The organism is Leclercia sp. GLN_9 (assembly GCF_043105735.1).
GTDB classification, from domain to species: Bacteria; Pseudomonadota; Gammaproteobacteria; order Enterobacterales; family Enterobacteriaceae; genus Enterobacter; species Enterobacter adecarboxylatus.
This window is the reverse complement of record NZ_JBICLV010000046.1, coordinates 67038-84492: the sequence shown is the minus strand read 5'-3', so window position 1 is coordinate 84492 and position 17455 is coordinate 67038. Positions and strand designations below refer to the sequence as shown.

16 protein-coding genes are annotated in these 17455 nt (G+C 55.2%); 7 read left to right on the top strand and 9 right to left on the bottom strand.

Features of this window, described 5'->3' with window-relative positions:
- The first annotated feature begins 48 nt into the window (after positions 1–48).
- On the top strand, positions 49–738 hold the full coding sequence (locus ACF8PE_RS23145; protein WP_032613957.1) for a hypothetical protein: 690 nt from the start codon (positions 49–51) through the stop codon (positions 736–738).
- A 39-nt stretch (positions 739–777) separates the two neighbouring features.
- Here ACF8PE_RS23145 and ruvX read toward each other — a convergent pair whose 3' ends face one another.
- From ruvX to metK, 8 genes are all read right to left on the bottom strand, one after another.
- Positions 778–1194 (bottom strand): Holliday junction resolvase RuvX, encoded by a 417-nt coding sequence (ruvX, locus tag ACF8PE_RS23140; protein WP_130588229.1) that lies wholly within the window; start codon positions 1192–1194, stop codon positions 778–780.
- Positions 1194–1754, bottom strand: a complete 561-nt coding sequence (locus tag ACF8PE_RS23135) for a YqgE/AlgH family protein (RefSeq protein WP_032613928.1) — start codon at positions 1752–1754, stop codon at positions 1194–1196. Before ACF8PE_RS23135 ends, ruvX begins: the two co-directional genes overlap by 1 nt.
- 91 nt (positions 1755–1845) lie before the next feature.
- The gene (gene gshB / locus ACF8PE_RS23130; protein WP_392495324.1) at positions 1846–2793 is read right to left on the bottom strand and encodes a glutathione synthase; all 948 of its coding nucleotides are present in this window, start codon (positions 2791–2793) and stop codon (positions 1846–1848) included.
- 19 nt (positions 2794–2812) lie between these two features.
- Positions 2813–3544, bottom strand: coding sequence for a 16S rRNA (uracil(1498)-N(3))-methyltransferase (gene rsmE / locus ACF8PE_RS23125; protein ID WP_032613955.1), 732 nt, complete (start codon positions 3542–3544; stop codon positions 2813–2815).
- 111 nt (positions 3545–3655) lie between these two features.
- Entirely contained in the window at positions 3656–4363 is a 708-nt protein-coding gene (gene endA, locus ACF8PE_RS23120; RefSeq protein WP_032613924.1) for a deoxyribonuclease I, read from the bottom strand.
- A gap of 94 nt (positions 4364–4457) precedes the next feature.
- The gene (locus ACF8PE_RS23115; protein WP_392495323.1) at positions 4458–4955 is read right to left on the bottom strand and encodes a SprT family zinc-dependent metalloprotease; all 498 of its coding nucleotides are present in this window, start codon (positions 4953–4955) and stop codon (positions 4458–4460) included.
- Positions 4956–5026: 71 nt separating this feature from the next.
- Positions 5027–6424: a galactose/proton symporter gene (galP, locus tag ACF8PE_RS23110; protein ID WP_032613920.1), complete on the bottom strand. Its 1398-nt coding sequence runs from the start codon at positions 6422–6424 to the stop codon at positions 5027–5029.
- 209 nt (positions 6425–6633) lie between these two features.
- Positions 6634–7788 carry a methionine adenosyltransferase gene (gene metK, locus ACF8PE_RS23105; RefSeq protein ID WP_032613918.1) on the bottom strand — a complete coding sequence of 385 codons (1155 nt, stop codon included), beginning with the start codon at positions 7786–7788 and terminating at the stop codon, positions 6634–6636.
- Between the two features lie 661 nt (positions 7789–8449).
- On the opposite strand from metK, the gene yqgB reads away from it, so the two are divergent.
- The 3 genes from yqgB (at position 8450) to speB (ending at position 11749) form a co-directional block, all read left to right on the top strand.
- Entirely contained in the window at positions 8450–8581 is a 132-nt protein-coding gene (yqgB, locus tag ACF8PE_RS23100; RefSeq protein WP_127472193.1) for an acid stress response protein YqgB, read from the top strand.
- 8 nt (positions 8582–8589) lie between these two features.
- Entirely contained in the window at positions 8590–10566 is a 1977-nt protein-coding gene (speA, locus tag ACF8PE_RS23095; RefSeq protein WP_032613916.1) for a biosynthetic arginine decarboxylase, read from the top strand.
- Between the two features lie 262 nt (positions 10567–10828).
- The gene (gene speB, locus ACF8PE_RS23090; RefSeq protein ID WP_059307233.1) at positions 10829–11749 is read left to right on the top strand and encodes an agmatinase; all 921 of its coding nucleotides are present in this window, start codon (positions 10829–10831) and stop codon (positions 11747–11749) included.
- Positions 11750–11793: 44 nt separating this feature from the next.
- Here the strand turns inward: speB and ACF8PE_RS23085 are convergent, their stop codons facing one another.
- The gene (locus ACF8PE_RS23085) at positions 11794–12552 is read right to left on the bottom strand and encodes a M48 family metallopeptidase (protein ID WP_032613911.1); all 759 of its coding nucleotides are present in this window, start codon (positions 12550–12552) and stop codon (positions 11794–11796) included.
- A 280-nt stretch (positions 12553–12832) separates the two neighbouring features.
- On the opposite strand from ACF8PE_RS23085, the gene tkt reads away from it, so the two are divergent.
- From tkt to pgk, 3 genes are all read left to right on the top strand, one after another.
- Positions 12833–14824 carry a transketolase gene (gene tkt, locus ACF8PE_RS23080; RefSeq protein ID WP_032613909.1) on the top strand — a complete coding sequence of 664 codons (1992 nt, stop codon included), beginning with the start codon at positions 12833–12835 and terminating at the stop codon, positions 14822–14824.
- Positions 14825–15213: 389 nt separating this feature from the next.
- On the top strand, positions 15214–16233 hold the full coding sequence (gene epd, locus ACF8PE_RS23075) for an erythrose-4-phosphate dehydrogenase (RefSeq protein WP_032613907.1): 1020 nt from the start codon (positions 15214–15216) through the stop codon (positions 16231–16233).
- A 49-nt stretch (positions 16234–16282) separates the two neighbouring features.
- Positions 16283–17446, top strand: a complete 1164-nt coding sequence (gene pgk / locus ACF8PE_RS23070) for a phosphoglycerate kinase (protein ID WP_032613905.1) — start codon at positions 16283–16285, stop codon at positions 17444–17446.
- Positions 17447–17455 lie beyond the last annotated feature (9 nt).

Genomic DNA, 17455 nt, shown 5'->3' with positions numbered 1-17455 from the left:
GCGCGGGCGGTAAAATCGAGCCTCCGATTGCACACCTTAAAAGCGGCTATGTCATCACAACCGAACCAAAGTCTTATCGACGGCATTCGCTGTCTGCAATATCTGGTTTCCAGCGGCCGCGCCATTGGCTGCCGTGAACTTGCGCGGCTGATGGGGATCAACACCACCCGTGTTAACCGCTTGCTGATGACCATGGCCTCCATTGGCCTGACCATGCAGGATGAGCATCGGCGTTACCTGCCTGGCCCTGGCATTCATGCCCTGGCGGCCCAGTCTATCCGCGGTTCCGAGCTTTTCTCCCGCGCCTTGCCCCGGCTGGAGCGCGATGCACCACGCGATATCGTGGTGGCGCTGGGTGTGTTGTGGGAAGACCAGGTGATCTATATCTGGCACTCCGTGCCCGGCAGCCAGACCACCCAGGCGCTGGCAGGTTTCCACATGCTGCCTGCCTGGCAATCGGTGATTGGTATGTCACTGCTGGCGAGTGAGACGGACGAGGCGCTGATGTTGCGCTTTACGCCTGAGCAGTGGCAAAACCTTGCTCCGCATGTGGCGCAGCAACGCCAGCAGGGACATGTTGTCTGGCACCATGACGACGGCGAAGTATCGATGGCACTACCCGTGGGCGCGCATCACGCCGCGCTGGCCTTTGCCGGGATGTGGAATATTGATGATGAACAGGTTCGCACGCGTCTGGCTGAACTGACGACGCTTAACGCCACCTTGCTGGAACAATAAGAGGTCTTTGCCCGGGAAGCCGGGCAAAGGGAAGGGGGATCAGTAACCCTGCTCGAAGAAGCTTTCAAGGATAATCACCGCCGAAGCGGAATCGACGCTGCCTTTGTTGAGCGCGCGAAAACCGCCGTGCTCAAACAAGCCGGCGCGGGCTTCTACCGTACTCAGTCGTTCATCGTGCAGCTTAATCGCCACGCCAAAGCGGCCATGAATTTTATTGGCAAAATTGCGTGCACGCGCAGTTAATGGCTGTTCGGTGCCATCCATATTCAGCGGCAGCCCGACAATCACCACATCCGGCTGCCACTCTTTCAGCAGGCGTTCAATCAGGTTCCAGTCCGGGGTGCCATTTTGCGCTTTTATCGCCGTCAGCGGGCGAGCGGTGCCGGTGATGCGCTGGCCAATCGCCACGCCGATACTTTTGGTGCCGAAATCAAAGGCGAGAAGCGTGCCGCTCATCAGGCATGCCCCGCTACGCCAGGCATGGTCTGGATATCAATGCCAATCAACTTTGCCGCATCACGCCAGCGATCGGCTATCGGGGTTTTAAACAGGATGTTCAAATCTGCCGGAGCCGTCAGCCAGGCGTTATCGAGGATCTCCTGCTCAAGCTGGCCTTTCTCCCATGAGGAGTAGCCCAGCGCCACCAGCACATCAGCAGGCTGTTTCTCTGTGCCCAGAGTCTCCAGCACGTCACGGGAGGTTGTAATCACGGTGTTGTCAGAGATACGGATACTGGAGGAAAACCCTGGCGGCGTATGCAGTATAAAGCCACGATCTTCTGCCAGCGGGCCACCCAGCATCACAGCTTTGTCGAGACGAATTTCAGGAACACGTTCGTCCTGGGAAATTTTTAATTTTTCCAGAATGCCTTCAACAGTAAGATTTTCCAGCGGTTTATTGATGATAATCCCCATCGCGCCATCTTCGCTGTACTCGCAGATGTAAACCACTGCACGACGGAAAATCGGATCCTGGAGAGCAGGCATGGCAATAAGAAAGTGATGCTGTAAATTCATTGTCAGAGGTTCTGTTTCCTGGTTTAAAAAGCGACAGCACCCAGTATGCGTACAAACCCGGATGCTGTCACTAACAGTATTGGCTGGGTTACTACTGCTTCAGCCGTTTTTCGATCGCATCCATCAGCATGCCGGTAATGGACACCGGGAACGCCGCTTCGATTTCACGAATACAGGTTGGGCTGGTGACGTTCACTTCTGTCAGACGATCGCCAATGATGTCGAGGCCGACGAAGATCAACCCTTTGGCTTTTAGCATCGGGCCAACGCGGCGGGCAATTTCCCAGTCGCTTTCGGTCAGCGGGCGCGGTTCGCCACGGCCACCGGCCGCCAGATTACCACGGGTTTCACCACCCTGTGGAATACGCGCCAGGCAGTATGGCACCGGCTCGCCGTCCACTACCAGCACGCGCTTATCACCATCAACAATGGCCGGAATATAGTTCTGCGCCATGCAGTAGCGAGAGCCATGCTCGGTCAGGGTCTCTGCGATCACACCGAGGTTCGGGTCACCCTCTTTGACGCGGAAGATAGATGCACCACCCATACCGTCCAGCGGTTTCAGGATGATGTCGCCGTGTTTCTGCCAGAAGGCTTTCAACTGCGTTTTGCTGCGCGTCACCAGCGTCTCTGGCGTCAGGTCAGAGAACCAGGCGGTGTAGAGCTTCTCGTTGCAGTCACGCAGGCTCTGCGGTTTGTTGACGATCAGCGTCCCTTTCTCTTCTGCACGTTCAAGGATATAGGTGCAGTAGATGTATTCGGTGTCGAACGGCGGATCTTTACGCATCAGGACGACGTCGAGTTCGGCCAGGGGCAGATCCTGCTCGGAACCAAACTCGTACCATTTATCGTAATTCTGCTCGACGTTGACAATGCGGGTGCGGGCACGCGCTTCGCCGTTAAACAGGTACAGGTCGCTCATCTCCATATAGTGGAGCTGGTAGCCGCGACGTTGCGCTTCCAGCAGCATAGCGAAGCTGGAATCTTTCTTGATATTGATGCTTGTGATGGGATCCATCACGATGCCGAGCTTGATCATTGTCTTCTCCGTTAATGCTTCAACCTAAATCGCCAAAACGCACCTGCAGGGCAGTAATGGCGGTTAGCGCGGTGGTCTCAGTACGCAGAACGCGGGGTCCCAACAGAATATCAGTAAACTGGTAGCGCGCGGTCATGGCAATCTCTTCTGCCGACAACCCGCCTTCCGGGCCAATCAACAGACGCACGCGTTCCACCGGCAGCGGCAGGGTGTTAATGCTGGCGCTGGCGCGGGGATGCAGATTGAGCTTCAGACCCTGCTCCTCTTCCGCACACCAGGCTTCGAGATCCATGACCGGTCGGATCTCCGGGACGCGATTGCGGCCACACTGTTCACAGGCGGCAACGGCGATTTTTTGCCACTGCTGGAGCTTCTTATTCAGACGTTCGGCATCCAGTTTAACGCCACAGCGTTCAGAAAAAAGTGGCGTAATGAGGCTTACACCCAGTTCGATCGATTTCTGGATAGTGAATTCCATTTTTTCGCCGCGTGACATCACCTGGCCTAAATGGATATGCAGCGGTGATTCCCGATCGTCGAGCTCGCCACGCAGGATACTCACCTGCACGCTTTTTTTATCGGCGCGGGTAATTTGTGCGTCAAACACCTGGTTTGATCCATCAAACAGCTGAATCGCCTGGCCTGCGCCCATGCGCAGCACGCGGCCGACGTGGTTGGCGGCCTCTTCAGAGAGGGCAATTTCGCTGCCTGCAACGATCATTTCGGGATGATAAATACGAGGAACACGCATAGTTAAGAAGTCCATCAAGAGCTGAGTCCCTTGCACATTCTGTCTCCTCTCCCCTGAGGGGAGAGGGCGAGGGTGAGGGGTACACAAAGAAACAATTGCCGCTAGTGTAGGTTAGCTCTTTTGCGCCTGGCAAGCGCGCTGGACGTACGGATTGTGATTCCCCTGCACTTTGGCAATACGCTCGTCGCGCAGGCACTCCCAGGCGGTCACCGGATAGAGTTTATCCCAGGCATTGAAAAGCTGGGTTTGCTGGCGGGAAAGAGTCAGTTGATAGCGATCGCGCATGTAGAAGTAGGTGCGGGCGATGCTGCCCCGGGCGCGGGCCGGCGGCTCGGCGAGTTTATCTTTGAAATCGACTTTCATGGCGCACTGGCCATACTGGCCTTCGCCGCCGTTCCACTGGCTGTACATAAAGTTGCCGCGATCGCCATTCACCTCGCCCACGGCGGGCTGCAGGTTATGCATATCGCTCTCTATCTGACGATAGACCGGATCTTTGGCGCAGTTTTTTCGTCCGCCATCCTGCCAGCACTGACGCTGGTGGCCGAACTGCCAGGCCGGTACGACATGCTCCCATTCGATGCGGCTGGCGCGGTTCTCGTTTTTACGCACTTTGTAGCCGCAGGACGCCAGATCCACGACGCCTTTTTTGCCTTGCCAGTTAATTTTACAGCCACAGTAAAAATCGCCGGGGACATCGGCATTGACCTTCACGCCTGCAGTTTTTGCCTGAGAGAAACTATGGATACCTTCGGCCAGCACATGGCCTGAGAACGCCGTCGTCAGAAAAGCGACCGCGAGAGAGAAATTACGGGACATCGTGAGCTCCGTGTCAAAACGAGCCCGCAACGTAACGAAAGTTGTTCCAGTATGCAATCAGCTAGATCAGGAATGTTCCTGTTAGTTCTGCCGCTTACTCCGCCATAAGCGGTTCACCACATTTCACGCAGCGGTAGGTGGCTTCGCCGCGTACCACCCGGTTGTGACGACGCACGGTAAGCTGGTGCTGCTGACACGAGCAACGATAAGGGAAGGTATTGCGCCGTACTGAATCAAGCTCGAACTGATGCGTGCGACGAGCCGGAACGCCCAGCACCGCTTCCATCATCCATTTCCACTCTTTGCCATGATGGGCGACGCGGCCAAAATGTTTCCACACCAGCAGGTGCGCCAGTTCATGCGGGATCACTTCCTCGATAAAAGCCTGCTGGTTTTCCAGCATCAGGATCGGGTTGAGGCGGATCTCATACGCATCCAGCCAGGCGGTGCCCGCTGCGGTGCCGCGCTGCTGCCAGACCAGTTTCGGTTCAGGATAGTTCCGGGCGAGCTTCAGATTGGCCTGCGCCAGGTTGTCACGCAGGCTGCGCATGGCGGCTTGCTGAAGCGCAATGGGGAGACGGGGTGTTTTCATAACGGCAGAGCATAGAGCCTGTCGCGGAGCGGTGCAAGCGGGTTCCTCCCGAGGGGAGGAACCCGGCGGGATCAGTCGTGAGCGCCGATTTCGCGCAGGGGACGACCTTTCATCAGGTTACGTTCAATATGTTCCAGCGACACGTGTTTGGTTTCAGGAACCAGCCACAGGGTCAGCACGATAAACAGCAGGTTCAGACCGCCGTACACCCAGAAGGTATTGGCGTTACCCAGCGTATCGAGCATGGTCAGGAAGGTTGCGCCGACGATCATGTTGGCGATCCAGTTGGTAGCGGTGGAGCAGGTGATACCGAAATCACGCCCTTTCAGCGGCTGGATCTCAGAACACAGCACCCAAATCAGAGGACCTGCGCTCATTGCAAAACCCACGATAAACATCAGCAACATCGCGACGGCGGCATACTGGCCGGTAGTGGAGTGGATGCCCATATGCATCATCGTTCCCAGCACGCCCATGCCGGCGGCCATCACCAGGAAGCCCAGCGTCAGCGTCGGTTTACGGCCCCAGCGATCCACCAGGCCGATGGCGATAAAGGTTGCCAGCACGTTGGTCAGACCGACGATCACCGTGCCCCACATCTGCTCGGTGGTATTGCTGTAGCCCGCCAGTTCAAAGATTTTTGGCGCGTAATACATGATGACGTTCATCCCGGTAAACTGCTGCATCACCTGCAGCAGCACGCCAAGGAACACCGCCCGGCGGAAGTTGCTGTTCTCTTTAAACAGCGCCCAGCCACTCTGTTTGATCTTCAGGCTTTCGCGGATCTCTTCCAGCTCGTGTTTCGCTTCTGCACTGGTATCGCGCAGGCGTAGCAGCACGCGCTCCGCATCGTTAAAGCGCCTTTTGGCCGCAAACCAGCGTGGGCTGTCAGGCAGGAAGAAGACACCGATCAGCAGCAGGATCGCCGGGATAATAATGACGCCCAGCATCCAGCGCCATGCGCCGCTATAGCTGAATGCGGTATCGGAAAGGTAAGCACCCAGAATCCCGATAGTGATCATCAGCTGATACATGGAGATCATGCTGCCGCGAATTTTCTCTGGCGCGATCTCCGACAGGTAAAGCGGCGCGGTGTAAGAGGCGACGCCTACCGCCAGGCCGAGCAGCACGCGGGAGACAATCAGCACTTCCACGTTTGGCGCTGCTGCGGAAAAGAGCGAACCGGCGACAAACAGAATGGCGCCAATCATCAGGCTTTTTTTACGCCCGAGTTTGAAGGAGAGCCAGCCGCTGCCGACTGCGCCGACGGCCGCGCCGAACATCATCGAGCTGACAACCCATTCCTGCGTGTGAGAATTGATCTGGAATTCATCCGTGATAAACGGCAATGCCCCGGCAATAACGCCGATATCAAGACCGAAGAGTAATCCTGCCAGAGCGGCAAGGAAGCAGACGAAGAACGTCATCGTCTTGTTAGACGTCCGCCCCTGTTTTTTATTGTCAGGCATTTTGCCCTCCATTTGGCTTAGCTGTTTCAACAATGTAAAGATTTTATGAGGAGACAGTAAAAATATGTCAGAGGGCCAGGAGTGACAAAGAGAGTATTCCGAAAGGGCCTGATTTTATTTGGGTGTAAGCGATTTCATGGCGGGCGTTGTAAACGCTTAAAACAAAAAGGCCAGCACGGGGCTGGCCTTTCAGAAAGACTGTCAGTCGATTATTTCAGACCGGCAGCTTCACGCAGTTGGGCGGCTTTGTCGGTTTTTTCCCATGGGAAATGTTCGCGACCAAAGTGACCGTATGCAGCGGTTTCTTTGTAGATTGGGTGCAGCAGATCCAGCATCTGGATCAGACCGTATGGACGCAGGTCGAAGAACTCGCGCACCAGCAGGGTCAGCTGCTCAGTTGCCACTTTCTCGGTGCCGAATGTTTCAACCATGATGGAGGTCGGTTCTGCCACGCCAATTGCGTAGGAAACCTGAATCTCACAACGGTCAGCCAGGCCAGCCGCAACGATGTTCTTGGCAACATAACGTGCTGCGTAGGCTGCGGAACGGTCAACTTTAGACGGATCTTTACCGGAGAACGCGCCGCCACCGTGACGGGCCATGCCGCCGTAGGTATCAACGATGATCTTACGACCGGTCAGACCGCAGTCGCCCATTGGTCCACCGATAACAAAGCGGCCGGTTGGGTTGATGAAATATTTAGTAGAAGCATTCAGCCACTCGGTCGGCAGAACCGGCTTGATGATCTCTTCCATCACTGCTTCCTGCAGGGATTTCTGATCAATATCTTCGGCATGCTGAGTGGACAGAACCACCGCGTCGATGCCGACAATTTTGCCGTCATCGTACTGGAAGGTTACCTGGCTTTTCGCATCAGGGCGCAGCCATGGCAGGGTGCCGTTTTTACGCACTTCAGCCTGACGCTGCACCAGACGGTGAGCATAGGTGATAGGGGCTGGCATCAGCACGTCGGTTTCGTTGGTGGCGTAGCCAAACATCAGGCCCTGGTCGCCTGCGCCCTGTTCCAGCGGATCGGCACGGTCAACGCCCTGGTTGATGTCAGGGGACTGTTTGCCGATGGCGCTCAGTACGGCGCAAGAGTTGGCATCAAAGCCCATATCAGAATGCACATAGCCGATTTCACGCACGGTGTTACGGGTGATCTCTTCGATATCAACCCATGCACTGGTGGTGATTTCACCGCCAACCATCACCATGCCTGTTTTGACATAGGTTTCGCAGGCGACGCGCGCTTTTGGATCCTGTTCGAGGATCGCATCCAGCACTGCATCGGAGATCTGGTCAGCAATTTTATCAGGATGTCCTTCTGATACAGACTCGGACGTAAACAGGTGTTTTGCCATGTTTTAATTTACCTAAGGAGAATTTGTTTAGCTCAAACTGTCGTGTGGGATAGCCGCGGCAGGGTTTTCCACCAGGGCTTGCAAACGATGACACTGGCAGTCTGAGTGTTAATCAGTATGGATGGATTAACATCTGGACGGCTATTTTAGGTCACTTCTTCGCCCGATTTCCAGCTTTTTTTGTCGGTGCGCCTACGACCCTGAAAACCCGACTGGAAATTTTTACTGACGGTCCTGGCAATGCACACATTTATATTTTGCATTTTCCCTGTCTTGTCGGTATAAAACGCGGCGCGCGGCTCATACAAAAAAAGCACACGACGTTTCTTCGTGTCGCCACTTCCAGCCGGGTAAAGCAGTGAACTTTTAGCTTTAACTTGTCGCGAGTTTGCTTAAGCTTGCGTGGAGGTGATACGAGATAATGAACCGTCGTTTTCCGCTTAAACAGTTCTGCCTTTCAGGCTGGAACATGCTCCCCGCCATTCGCATTTCTAATCTGCAAACCTGCCGATGTTATACCCATCTCGGCGCTTCTCAGGATTCCAGGGCAGGCACTACGCTTTGTGAAGTCTGAACAAGGGCGCTCTTGTAAATACAAGAGTTTTCTCGTGGTTTCGCCGGACCTTGTCATACAGAGTTCGGATACGTGTTTTACAATGATATGAATAAGAAACCGGTCGCACGCCCCGGCTTTCAGCATTCTGTGCTGGAAATCCGGTCGGATAATGGGTTGTTATCGCAGATTGACGCTGCGATAGTAGTCAACTGTTTTACACTGAATAGTAAGAGTTGAGGTTCGCTATGTCTGACGACATGTCTTCTTTTTCGCCTTCGTCAGCAGGCGAACAGGGTGTACTACGTTCTATGCAGGAGGTTGCGATGAGCTCCCAGGAAGCCAGCAAGATGCTGCGCACTTACAATATTGCCTGGTGGGGCAATAACTACTACGACGTCAATGAACTGGGCCACATCAGCGTTTGCCCGGATCCTGACGTACCGGAAGCGCGCGTCGATCTCGCCAAACTGGTGAAAGCGCGTGAAGCGCAGGGGCAGCGTTTGCCTGCACTGTTCTGCTTCCCACAGATCCTGCAACACCGTCTGCGTTCTATCAACGCCGCCTTCAAGCGCGCGCGTGAATCTTACGGTTACAACGGCGACTATTTCCTGGTTTATCCGATCAAGGTGAATCAGCATCGTCGCGTAATCGAATCCTTAATTCACTCCGGCGAACCGCTGGGGCTGGAAGCCGGTTCCAAAGCCGAGCTGATGGCGGTGCTGGCGCATGCTGGCATGACCCGCTCGGTGATCGTGTGTAACGGCTATAAAGACCGTGAATACATTCGTCTGGCGCTGATTGGCGAGAAGATGGGTCACAAGGTCTATCTGGTCATCGAGAAGATGTCCGAGATTAATATCGTGCTGGAAGAGGCCGAGCGCCTGAACGTGGTGCCGCGTCTTGGCGTGCGTGCGCGTCTGGCCTCGCAAGGCTCCGGTAAATGGCAGTCCTCCGGCGGTGAGAAATCCAAATTCGGCCTCGCGGCGAACCAGGTTCTGCAGCTAGTGGAGATCATGCGTGAACGTGGTCGCCTGGACAGCATCCAGCTCCTGCACTTCCACCTCGGTTCGCAGATGGCCAACATCCGCGATATCGCGACGGGCGTGCGTGAGTCGGCCCGTTTCTACGTCGAGCTGCACAAGCTGGGCGTGAACATCCAGTGCTTTGACGTGGGCGGCGGTCTGGGCGTGGATTACGAAGGGACCCGCTCGAAGTCCGACTGTTCCGTAAACTACGGCCTGAACGAGTACGCCAACAACATTATCTGGGCCATTGGCGATGCGTGTGAAGAGAACGGCCTGCCGCACCCGACGGTGATCACCGAGTCCGGGCGTGCGGTGACCGCGCACCACACGGTGCTGGTGTCTAACATCATCGGCGTCGAGCGCAACGAATACACCGAAGCCACGCCACCGGAAGACGATGCCCCACGCGCGCTGCAAAGCATGTGGGAAACCTGGATTGAGATGCACGAGCCGGGCACCCGTCGTTCCCTGCGTGAATGGCTGCACGACAGCCAGATGGACCTGCACGATATTCACACCGGCTATTCATCCGGCGCGTTCAGCCTGCAGGAGCGTGCCTGGGCAGAGCAGCTGTATCTGAACATGTGCCACGAAGTGCAGAAACAGCTCGACCCGAGCAATCGTGCGCACCGTCCGATTATCGACGAACTGCAGGAGCGAATGGCGGACAAGATGTACGTCAACTTCTCTCTGTTCCAGTCGATGCCGGATGCCTGGGGTATCGATCAGCTGTTCCCGGTCCTCCCGCTCGAAGGGCTGAACCAGGTGCCTGAGCGTCGCGCAGTGCTGCTGGATATTACCTGTGATTCAGACGGGGCTATCGATCACTACATTGACGGTGATGGCATCGCCACCACCATGCCGATGCCGGAGTACGATCCAGAGAGTCCACCTATGCTGGGCTTCTTTATGGTCGGGGCATATCAGGAGATTCTGGGCAACATGCATAACCTGTTCGGGGATACCGAAGCGGTTGACGTGTTTGTCTTCCCTGACGGCAACGTCGAAGTGGAGCTTTCTGACGAGGGCGACACCGTGGCGGATATGTTGCAGTACGTGCAGCTCGATCCGAACAAGCTGCTGACGCAGTTCCGCGATCAGGTGAAAAACACCGATCTTGACGATACGTTGCAGAAGCAGTTCCTGGAAGAGTTTGAAGCGGGTCTGTACGGCTACACGTATCTGGAAGACGAGTAAAGCATTCGCGCTTTCCCCTTTTCCAGCCTGCTTTTTAAAAGGGAGCAGGTGTTCACATCCCCTCTTCTTTTTGGGGAGGGGTAGGGTGAGGAGCAAAGCGCGCGCGATGCTTTATACTCTCTTGAACCCGTATGAATTAGCGGCGATAATCCGCCGCAACAAGCACTATTCGAATCAATCCCTTCCTCGTCGGGTTTAACGACGCGGAAGGGATTTTTTTTCATCTATTTTTAATGTATCGACTTTAAAAAGAGGTCAGGACATGAGCACTTTAGGCCATCAGTACGATAACTCCCTGGTATCTAACGCCTTTGGTTTTTTACGCCTTCCGATGAATTTCCAGCCGTACGACAGCGATGCGGATTGGGTAATTACCGGTGTGCCGTTTGATATGGCGACATCCGGTCGTGCCGGTGGCCGTCATGGCCCGGCGGCCATTCGTCAGGTCTCTACTAACCTGGCCTGGGAGCACAATCGTTTCCCGTGGAACTTCGACATGCGCGAGCGCCTGAACGTGGTTGACTGCGGCGACCTGGTTTATGCCTTCGGTGACGCGCGTGAGATGAGTGAAAAACTGCAGGCCCACGCAGAAAAACTGCTGGCTGCCGGCAAGCGTATGCTCTCCTTCGGGGGTGACCACTTCGTGACCCTGCCGCTGCTGCGCGCCCACGCGAAGCACTTTGGTAAGATGGCGCTGGTGCATTTCGACGCCCATACCGACACTTACGCGAACGGCTGCGAATTTGACCACGGCACCATGTTCTTCACCGCGCCGAAAGAAGGTCTGATCGATCCTAACCACTCCGTGCAGATTGGTATCCGTACCGAGTTCGACAAAGACAACGGCTTCACCGTGCTGGATGCCGGTCAGGTGAACGATCGCGGCGTGGACGACATCATCGCGCAGGTGAAACAGATCGTGGGTGATATGCCGGTATATCTGACCTTCGACATTGACTGCCTGGATCCGGCCTTTGCGCCAGGTACCGGCACCCCGGTCATCGGTGGCCTGACTTCCGATCGCGCCATTAAGCTGGTACGCGGTCTGAAAGATCTGAACATCGTGGGTATGGACGTGGTAGAAGTGGCTCCGGCTTACGATCAGTCTGAGATCACGGCGCTTGCCGCTGCGACGCTGGCGCTGGAAATGCTCTACATCCAGGCTGCGAAAAAAGGCGAGTAATAAAGAAACAGGCCGGGACAGGTTGCCCGGCCTGATGATCGCTGTTACTTAATGCCGTCTGTGGCCATGCGATCGCGAATATGCTGCGCACGTGCTGCAGAGGCAGGGTGGTCGTCAAACATTGAGCTTTGACGGCCTGCTTCCTGTTGAGCCAGTTTTTCGAAGCTGGTGGCTAAACCGGACGGATTGATGCCGCGTTTGCGCAACAGATCGTAAGAGTAGTCATCGGCCTCGGATTCCTGACGCTGGGAGAACTGGGAGTTGACCAGTTTTTCACCGAGATCGCCAAGCTGTGACTGCGACAGGCTCCCGACAATGCCCCCGGCAGATGCCGCCGCCACGCGAACGGCGTTGGTGCCAAGCGCAACCTGCATTCCTTTCTTCACGTGGCCGAGCGCAACGTGACCCATTTCATGCCCGATAACCGCTTCGACTTCGTTGTCGGTCATCATGTCCATCAGCCCGCTGTAAACGCGGATGCAGCCGTTGGCCATGGCGAAGGCGTTGACGTCTTTGGCCATATAAACCTTGTAGTTTACCGGCTGGCCATTGATGTTATTGCCAAGCGCAGAAGCAATCTTATCCAGACGCTGAGCGTAAGTGCTGCCTGCCGGCGCGATGGTAGCTTTACCGTCCATCTCCTTACAGGCCTCATCGCTTAATGTTTTAACCTGAGCATCGCTCAGGGTGTAGGCCTGAAACGCCTCTGCACCGGAGCTCATCAGACCGTTCGAGTCCATATTCTGACATCCGCTCAGCAGGAGCGTTGTTCCCAGAGCCAGCACTATTGCACGCATTTTCATTAGGTTGCTTCCGCACTCGTTAAACACGATAAATTCTGAAAGTACATCACGGCAGCGAGGCCGGAGTATGGCTAAGTATAAAGAATATAAACGACGGCGAGCGAGAAGATTGCGCAACGTGCGAGCGTGTTCCAGAGATTTCTTAACCGGCAAAAGAATGGTCCATGTACATGCTTTGTCGCTTGGGTTACATTGTTGGCACTTTTTTCTGGCGTAGCCCAAAACGCGCTGTCGTCAAGCCGAAACGGGTATGGCCTTCAACATCCGATCTGGAGTCAAAATGTCCTCACGTAAAGAGCTTGCCAATGCTATTCGTGCGCTGAGCATGGATGCTGTACAAAAAGCTAAATCCGGTCACCCGGGTGCCCCAATGGGTATGGCTGACATTGCCGAAGTACTGTGGCGTGATTTCCTGAACCACAACCCGAACAACCCGGCCTGGGCTGACCGTGACCGTTTCGTACTGTCCAACGGCCACGGCTCCATGCTGATCTACAGCCTGCTGCACCTCACCGGCTACGACCTGCCAATCGAAGAGCTGAAAAACTTCCGTCAGCTGCACTCTAAAACCCCAGGCCACCCGGAAGTGGGTTACACCGCAGGTGTAGAAACCACCACCGGTCCGCTGGGTCAGGGTATTGCTAACGCCGTGGGTATGGCGATTGCTGAGAAGACGCTGGCGGCGCAGTTCAACCGTCCGGGTCATGACATTGTTGACCACTTCACCTATGCATTCCTCGGCGACGGCTGCATGATGGAAGGTATCTCTCACGAGGTATGCTCCCTGGCCGGTACCCTGAAGCTGGGCAAACTGGTTGCGTTCTATGACGACAACGGCATCTCCATCGATGGTCACATTGAAGGCTGGTTCACCGACGATACCGCAGCACGTTTCGAAGCCTACGGCTGGCACGTGGTGCGTGGTGTTGATGGCCATGATGCTGAAGCGATTAAACGCGCAGTAGAAGAAGCACGCGCTGTGACCGACAAACCGTCCCTGCTGATGTGCAAAACCATCATCGGTTTCGGTTCCCCGAATAAAGCCGGTACGCACGACTCCCATGGCGCACCGCTGGGTGACGCAGAGATCGTCCTGACCCGCGAACAGCTGGGCTGGAAACACGCCGCGTTTGAGATCCCGTCTGAGATCTACGCGCAGTGGGATGCCAAAGAAGCGGGCCAGGCGAAAGAAGCCGCATGGAACGAGAAATTTGCTGCCTACGCTAAAGCCTTCCCACAGGAAGCGGCTGAATACACCCGTCGTATGAAAGGTGAAATGCCAGCAGACTTCGACGCGAAAGCGAACGAATTCATCGCTAAACTGCAGGCGAACCCGTCCAAAATCGCCAGCCGTAAAGCATCCCAGAATGCCATCGAAGCCTTCGGCCCGTGGCTGCCAGAATTCCTCGGCGGTTCTGCTGACCTGGCGCCAAGCAACCTGACCATCTGGTCCGGTTCCAAAGCGATCAACGAAGATGCTGCCGGTAACTACATCCATTACGGTGTACGTGAATTCGGTATGACCGCGATTGCTAACGGTATCTCTCTGCACGGTGGTTTCCTGCCTTACACCTCTACCTTCCTGATGTTTGTGGAATATGCCCGTAACGCGGTGCGTATGGCTGCGCTGATGAAACAGCGTCAGGTGATGGTGTACACCCACGACTCCATCGGTCTGGGCGAAGATGGCCCGACTCACCAGCCGGTAGAGCAGGTTGCTTCCCTGCGTGTGACCCCGAACATGTCCACATGGCGTCCATGTGACCAGGTTGAATCTGCGGTAGCGTGGAAATATGGCGTTGAGCGTCAGGACGGCCCGACCGCACTGATCCTCTCCCGTCAGAACCTGGCTCAGCAGGATCGTACCGAAGAGCAGCTGGCGAACATCGCCCGCGGTGGTTATGTGCTGAAAGACTGCGACGGTCAGCCTGAGCTGATTTTCATCGCGACCGGTTCTGAAGTTGAACTGGCGGTTGCGGCATGGGATCAGCTGGCAGGCGAAGGCGTTAAAGCGCGCGTGGTTTCCATGCCGTCTACCGACGCCTTCGACAAGCAGGATGCGGCATACCGTGAGTCCGTGCTGCCGAAAGCTGTTTCTGCCCGTGTTGCTATCGAAGCGGGTATCGCTGACTACTGGTTCAAATACGTGGGCCTGAACGGCGCTATCGTCGGCATGACCACCTTCGGTGAGTCTGCGCCGGCTGAGCAGCTGTTCGAAGAGTTCGGCTTCACCGTTGAGAACGTGGTCGCGAAAGCGAAAGAACTGCTGTAATCGTGGTTGATGCGGTGCAGGCAAATGCCTTCACCGCAGCCCTCTCCCTGTAAGAGAAGGCGCAAACCCTAAAAACGGTAACCCTTTGGTTACCGTTTTGCTTTTATCTGCCCACCCGGCTTTTTGTGCATCTTATTCCTCATAAATGTAATACGCCTGTAAGTTATTCCATTCAAAATGTGATATGCGTCATATAGCTGGCTTATTGCTCTGGACGGACATTCCCTTTATTCCATGTTTCGCTTATTCTAGCTGAAGCGTTTCAGTCGATTAAACGTTCGACAAATGACCAATCAGTTGGAGTTTGTGACAGGCGAGGATTCCCCTCAGAGCGTTGCTGGATTACTCTGTCAGCCACCTCGAATCAGGGAAAGCTTTGCAGGAGACTTATGACCGTACGCGTAGCGATTAATGGTTTCGGTCGCATCGGACGCAACGTGGTTCGTGCTTTATATGAATCCGGGCGTCGGGCGGAAATGACCGTGGTGGCCATCAATGAACTGGCGGATGCCGCAGGCATGGCGCATTTATTGAAATATGACACCAGCCATGGGCGCTTTGCCTGGGACGTTCGTCAGGAGAGAGAGCAGCTGTTCGTCGGTGATGACGTGATTCGTGTCCTGCACGAGCAGACGATCGACACCTTACCCTGGCGTGAGCTGGGCGTAGATGTGGTGCTCGACTGTACCGGCGTTTACGGTAATCGCGCGCACGGCGAAGCCCATCTGGCGGCTGGCGCTAAGAAAGTGCTCTTCTCACATCCGGGCAGTAACGATCTCGATGCCACGGTGGTTTACGGCGTGAACCATCATGAGCTGCAAGCGGAACACCGCATCGTCTCCAATGCTTCCTGCACCACCAACTGTATTATTCCGGTCATCAAACTGCTGGACGATGCCTACGGCATTGAATCGGGCACCGTGACCACGATTCATTCCGCTATGCACGATCAGCAGGTCATTGACGCATACCACCCGGACCTGCGACGCACTCGCGCGGCGAGTCAGTCGATTATCCCGGTGGATACCAAACTGGCGGCCGGAATTACCCGAATTTTTCCCCAGTTTGAAGACCGTTTTGAAGCCATTGCCGTACGTGTTCCAACGATCAACGTGACGGCGATTGACCTCAGCGTGACCGTGAAAAAACCGGTAAAAGCCTGTGAGGTCAACCTGTTGCTGCAAAAAGCGGCACAGCAAGCATTTCATGGTATAGTTGACTATACGGAATTACCGTTGGTCTCAGTAGATTTTAACCACGATCCGCATAGCGCCATCGTCGATGGCACCCAAACGCGCGTAAGTGGGGCACATCTGATCAAAACGCTGGTCTGGTGTGATAACGAATGGGGCTTTGCTAACAGGATGCTCGACACCACGTTAGCCATGGCCGCACAAGGTTTCAGGTAAGGCGCCTGTTGCGTCTGCAAAACTTTAAGAATCAACGAGAGGATTCACCATGTCTGTAATTAAGATGACCGATCTGGATCTGGCAGGTAAACGCGTTTTCATCCGTGCGGATCTGAACGTACCGGTTAAAGATGGGAAAGTAACCAGCGACGCGCGTATCCGTGCCTCTCTGCCAACCATCGAACTGGCACTGAAGCAGGGCGCAAAAGTGATGGTAACCTCCCACCTGGGTCGTCCGACCGAAGGCGAGTACAACGAAGAGTTCTCTCTGCTGCCGGTTGTTAATTACCTGAAAGACAAACTGTCCAGCCCGGTACGTCTGGTTAAAGACTACCTGGATGGCGTGGAAGTGGCTGAAGGTGAGCTGGTTGTTCTGGAAAACGTTCGCTTCAACAAAGGCGAAAAGAAAGACGACGAAACTCTGTCCAAAAAATACGCGGCACTGTGCGACGTGTTCGTAATGGATGCTTTCGGTACTGCTCACCGTGCGCAGGCTTCTACCCACGGTATCGGTAAATTCGCCGACGTCGCCTGTGCAGGTCCACTGCTGGCTGACGAACTGGAAGCTCTGGGCAAAGCCCTGAAAGAACCTGCTCGTCCAATGGTTGCTATCGTTGGCGGTTCTAAAGTTTCTACCAAACTGACCGTTCTGGATTCCCTGTCCAAAATCGCTGACCAGCTGATCGTGGGTGGCGGTATCGCTAACACCTTCGTGGCTGCTCAAGGCCATAACGTTGGTAAATCCCTGTACGAAGCAGACCTGGTTGACGAAGCCAAACGCCTGCTGACCACTTGTGATATCCCTGTCCCAACTGACGTTCGCGTGGCGACCGAGTTCTCTGAAACCGCAACCGCTGAACTGAAATCTGTCTCTGACATCAAAAACGAAGAGCAGATTCTGGACCTGGGCGACGCCTCTGCAGAGAAGCTGGCTGAGATCCTGAAGAATGCGAAAACCATTCTGTGGAACGGCCCGGTTGGCGTGTTCGAATTCCCGAACTTCCGTAAAGGTACTGAAATCGTGGCTAACGCGATTGCAGACAGCGAAGCGTTCTCCATTGCTGGTGGCGGTGATACCCTGGCAGCAATCGATCTGTTCGGTATTTCCGACAAGATCTCCTACATCTCCACTGGCGGCGGCGCATTCCTCGAATTCGTGGAAGGCAAAGTTCTGCCAGCAGTAGCCATGCTCGAAGAGCGCGCTAAGAAGTAAGCCATTTTA